Consider the following 4,952-nt stretch of genomic DNA (forward strand, 5'->3'; position numbering starts at 1 on the left):
GGCCAGGATCGCGAAGCGGCGGGCGGCCGGGCGGCGGCGATCTCGTCGACCGGGCTCGCTGCATCCACGACCAGGAAACGGTCGGGCTCGGCGCTGGCGAGGTCGAGGAACGCGGCACGCACCCGCCGGTGGAACTCGCCCTTCTCGGCCTCGAGGCGGTCGAAACGCTTGTTGGCGGCGTCGAGCCGGCCGCGCGCGACGGTCTCATCGAGGTCGAGCAGGATGGTGAGCTCTGGCAGCAGGCCTTCCGCGGCCCAGAGCGACAGCTCGCGGATCTCCGCGGCGCCGAGTACCCGCCCGGCGCCCTGGTAGGCGACGGATGAGTCGAGGTAGCGGTCCTGGACCACCACTTCCCCGCGGGCGAGCGCCGGACGCACGGCAGTGGCGATGTGCTGGGCGCGATCGGCCGCGTAGAGCAGGGCCTCGGCGCGCGGGGACACCTCGCCGGTGTGGTGCAGGACGATCTCGCGGATTTCGACGCCGACGACGGTGCCGCCGGGCTCCCGGGTGCGCAGCACCGTGCGGCCCTGCTCACCGAGCCACTCGGCGAGCAGCCGGGCCTGGGTGGACTTGCCCGAACCGTCGCCGCCCTCGAGGGTGATGAAGAGGCCGGTCGGGGCGGCCTCGGTGGAGGCCGCCCCGGTCACGTCTGCTGCGGTCACGACTGGGTGGTCGAACCCGCGGGAGTCTTCGTCGCTGCAGTCCTGGTCGTCGCGGTCTTGGTGGAGGTCCCGGTCTTGGTGACGGCCGGCTTGCGGACCGCGGTCTTGGTGACCGTGGTCTTCGTGACCGTGGTCTTCGTGGCGGTGGCCTTCTTCACGACGGGCTTCTTCACTGCGGGCTTCTTGGCGACCGGCTTCTTGGCGGGGGCCTTCTTCGCGGGCGCCTTCTTGACGGCCGGTCCCTTGGCGCGCTTGTCGGCGAGGAGCTGCACGGCCCGGTCGAAATCGACCTCTTCGACCGTCTCGGCCTTCGGGATCGTCGCATTCGTGACACCGTCGGTGACGTAGGCGCCGAATCGGCCGTCCTTGATCTTGATCGCCTTGCCGCTGTCCGGGTCGGGCGTCTCGAATTCCTTGAGGGCGCTCGACGCACGCCGCGCACCGTACTTGGGCTCGCTGTACAGTTCGACCGCTCCGGGAAGGTCGATCTCGAAGATCTGGTCCTCGCTCGTGAGCGAGCGGGTGTCGACGCCCTTCTTCAGGTACGGGCCGAACTTGCCGTTCTGTGCGGTGATCTCGGTCTGCGTTTCGGGGTCGAGGCCGACGACGCGCGGGAGGGCGAGCAGCCGGAGCGCGGTCTCGAGGTCGATCGTCGCGAGGTCCATCGACTTGAACAGCGAGGCGGTGCGCGGCTTGTCGGCGGGGGCGATCTTCTTCGCGGCCGGCTTGCGCTTGGGCTTCGCTGCGGGAGCGCCGGCGTCGACCAGCTGGGTCACTTCACCGGTGAGCGGGTCGATGGTCTCGCCGGCGGACTCGGTCTGGGTCTCGACGAGTTCGACGACGGCGGGCTCGGCGGGTGCCGGGTCGAGCTCGGTCACGTACGGGCCGAAACGACCGTCCTTGGCGACGATGTTCTTGCCGGTCTCCGGGTTGACCCCGATGACGCGGTCGATGACGACGGGCGCGTCGATGAGCTGACGTGCTTTCGCGGGGGTCAGTTCGTCGGGTGCGAGGTCCGGCGGGATGTTCACCCGGCGCGGCGGGGCATCCGCTGCGGCGGCAGGGTCGATGACCTCGAGGTAGGGGCCGTACTTGCCGATGCGGAGGGTGATGTCGTCACCGATCGGCATCGAGTTGATCGACCGGGCGTCGATCTCCCCGAGGTTGTCGACGACCTGGCGGAGACCGCGGTGCTTCTCGGAGCCGAAGTAGAAGCTGTTGAGCCAGTCGACGCGGTCGGCCTTGCCGTCTGCGATGCGGTCGAGGTCATCTTCCATCTCGGCGGTGAAGTCGTATTCGACGAGATCGGTGAAGTATTCCTCGAGCAGGCGCACCACGGAGAAGGCGATCCAGTTCGGCACGAGCGACTGGCCGCGCGGGGTGACGTAGCCGCGGTCGGTGATCGTGGAGATGATCGAGGCATACGTCGACGGGCGGCCGATGCCGAGCTCTTCGAGCTTCTTGACGAGGCTCGCCTCGGTGTACCGGGCGGCCGGGGTGGTCTCGTGGCCCTTGGCCTCGACCTCGAGCAGGGACAGCGACTGGCCCTCTTCGAGCGGCGGCAGCTTGGACTCGGTCGGATCGGTGGGCGCGTTGCGCTCTTCGTCGCGGGATTCCTCGTAGGCGAGCATGAAGCCGCGGAAGGTGATCACCGTGCCGCTCGCGGAGAACTCGGCGAGCACGCCGGACGCCGCGGGGTGCGGCGAGACGCCGGTCGGGCCTGCCGCGATGGTGACGGACGCGGTCGAACCGGTCGCGTCGGCCATCTGCGAGGCGACCGTGCGCTTCCAGATCAGGTCGTAGAGGCGGAAGTCGTTACCGCGGATGGTGTTCGCGAGCGAGGAGGGCGTGCGGAAGGTATCGCCAGACGGGCGGATGGCCTCGTGGGCCTCCTGCGCGTTCTTGCTCTTGCCCTTGTAGAGGCGCGGCTGGGCCGGCACCGTTTCGGGGCCGTAGAGAGAGGATGCCTGGTTGCGGGCCGCGGTGATCGCCTGCTGCGAGAGCGACGGCGAGTCGGTACGCATGTAGGTGATGTAGCCGTTTTCGTAGAGCGACTGGGCGACGCTCATGGTCTGCCGGGCGGTGAAGCGCAGCTTGCGGGCGGCTTCCTGCTGCAGGGTCGACGTCGTGAACGGGGCGGCCGGGCTGCGACGGTACGGCTTGGAGGCGACCTTGGTCACGGTGATCGCGACGCTCGGTTCCTTGAGCGCGTCGGCGAGGGCGAGGGCGGATGCCTCGTCGAGCGTCGTCGCCGTGACCTTGGGCTTGAGGCGGCCGAGATCGTCGAAATCGCCGCCGGAGGCGATGCGTTCGCCGTTGAGGCGCACGAGCTTGGCCTGGAACGCGGCATCCTCGCGCGCCGTACCGGACGCGAGCTGGGCCGAGAGGTCCCAGTAGCCGGCGGAGACGAACGCGAGGCGTTCGCGTTCGCGGTCGACGACGAGGCGGGTCGCAGCGGACTGCACGCGGCCGGCGGAGAGGCCGGGGCCGACCTTGCGCCAGAGCACGGGGGAAATCTCGTAACCGTAGATGCGGTCGAGGATGCGCCGGGTCTCCTGCGCGTCGACGAGGGCCGTGTCGAGGTCGCGGGTGTTGTCCTTGGCCTTGAGGATCGCTTCCTTGGTGATCTCGTGGAACACCATGCGCTTCACGGGGACCTTGGGCTGGAGGACCTGCAGGAGGTGCCAGGCGATGGCCTCTCCTTCGCGGTCCTCATCAGTTGCGAGCAGGAGTTCATCGGCCGTCTTCATCGCCCGCTTCAGTTCGGCGACGGTCTTCTTCTTCGCGTCGGAGACGACGTAATACGGCTCGAAGCCGTTGTCGACGTCGACGGAGAACTTGCCGAGGGGCCCCTTCTTCAGTTCAGGGGGCAGGTTTTTTGGCTCGATCAGGTCCCGAATGTGGCCGACCGAGGACAGGACCTCGTAGCCGTCGCCGAGATACGCGGCGATCGACTTCATTTTTGTCGGCGATTCGACAATGACCAGCTTCTTAGTGCCTGGCACCAGACTCCTCTTTATAGGTATCGGCCCGTTGAAGGGCCAAGGCACACCATACACACACAAAGATGGTGCCCACCTAATCGGCCACACGTCACAAAGGGCTTTGGGGCTTGCCAGCCTCGCCTGGGTGAGGACAATGGAGGCATGGGTACAGCAGCTACGGGCACGTACACCGCGAAGCTTACGGACGGCCCCCTCGAAGGCAAGACGATCACCACGGAGTTCCTCGAGACGGGCGATATCCGGCCTCGTCTGGAGATTCCCGCGGAGTCCGGTGGCAAGCGCTACCTCTATACCCGCGGCGCCGGCCTGGAGTTCGACTCCACAGAGTTTCCCGAGCGACCGACGGCTGTCGACTACCGCTACCTCGAGGCCATTTTCGACTGAGCCGGCCACTCCGCCCCGATCGTTCCCGGGCGAAGCTCCGCCTCCCGGTGCACCCGCCGAACCCGGTGGACCGGCCCTGGCGCGCGCTCTCAGGTTCCAGCCGAGAAATTCCCGGGTGACCGTGACGCTCGCGATCGGGCCGGCCGTTGTGCAGCGCGCCACGGATGCCCCGTCGAGGGCCGCGATCTCGGCCGCGGCCTCGCAGGGCACCCCGGCCACGAGTCCCGACAGCGTGTCCGCTGCGGCGAGCGCCGCGGCATCCACCGCCGCCCGCACGGCCTGGCCGACGACGAGCACCACGACGAACGGGAGCAGGAGCGCGGTCAGCAGCACGACCGCCCCGAGGATGCCCACCGCGAGCACCGACCCGGAGCCACGATCGCGGTTGCGGGTCACGTGGCGCCTCCGAGCGCGCAGGAGCCCGCCGTCACCGTGATACCGAGCTCTGCGGGAGCACTCAGCCGGGCGCAGACCGCGTCGCCGCGCTGGTCCACTGAGACGGCCGCGCCGCCCACGAGTTGCCGGGCCAGACTGGTCGCGTGGTCGAGCCCGTCGCCCCGGGCGAGGGACCGGGCCGCCTGGGCCGCGGCGTCCGCCAGCCGGACCTGCTGACCGCCGACCTGCACCCCGCCGAGGCAGAGCAGCAGCACGAGGAGCACGGCCGGAATGACGGCGGCGAATTCGGCCGTGATGCTGCCGCGCTCGGCCGGGACGCTGCTCCCGTCGGTGCCGGTCGCGTCACCGGCCGCGGCACGGGATGCGGCCCTCCGGCTACCCGACCGTGAGGGCATGGCGCACCAGCTCGGTGAGGATGCCGCGCACTTCGTCTCCCTGGTGTAGCCAACGGGGGTCGGGATCGTGACGATGCGAATCTGTTTGTGCCGATTGATGTTATTCCGAA

General features: G+C 68.9%; 4 protein-coding genes and 1 pseudogene. 1 reads left to right on the forward strand and 4 read right to left on the reverse strand.

The genetic code is table 11. From position 1 onward, the window contains the following. Positions 1 to 662: dTMP kinase (tmk, locus tag QN345_RS15520; protein ID WP_323508836.1), on the reverse strand; the 662-nt coding region annotated here is incomplete at its 3' end. Continuing rightward, positions 659 to 3,667, reverse strand: coding sequence for a type I DNA topoisomerase (gene topA / locus QN345_RS15525; RefSeq protein WP_322189326.1), 3,009 nt, complete (start codon positions 3,665 to 3,667; stop codon positions 659 to 661). The genes topA and tmk, both read right to left, overlap by 4 nt. A gap of 141 nt (positions 3,668 to 3,808) precedes the next feature. Here topA and QN345_RS15530 point away from each other — a divergent pair, with 141 nt between their 5' ends. Continuing rightward, on the forward strand, positions 3,809 to 4,051 hold the full coding sequence (locus QN345_RS15530; protein ID WP_134535327.1) for a hypothetical protein: 243 nt from the start codon (positions 3,809 to 3,811) through the stop codon (positions 4,049 to 4,051). Positions 4,052 to 4,177: 126 nt separating this feature from the next. On the opposite strand, the pseudogene QN345_RS20640 reads toward QN345_RS15530, so the two are convergent. Then, positions 4,178 to 4,447 (reverse strand): annotated as a pseudogene (locus QN345_RS20640) (Rv3654c family TadE-like protein); the annotation flags it as partial. After that, positions 4,444 to 4,952 (reverse strand): TadE family type IV pilus minor pilin (locus tag QN345_RS15540; protein ID WP_323508837.1); only part of this gene is annotated, 509 nt, incomplete at its 5' end. The gene QN345_RS15540 and the pseudogene QN345_RS20640, both read right to left, overlap by 4 nt.

It is taken from the genome of Cryobacterium sp. 10I1 (assembly GCF_035019805.1).
Lineage (GTDB): Bacteria > Actinomycetota > Actinomycetes > Actinomycetales > Microbacteriaceae > Cryobacterium > Cryobacterium glucosi.

Bases quoted from the DNA above. Each gene is read 5' to 3' on its own strand.
- QN345_RS15530 (WP_134535327.1), top strand. From the start codon at position 3,809: ATGGGTACAGCAGCTACGGGCACGTACACCGCGAAGCTTACGGACGGC.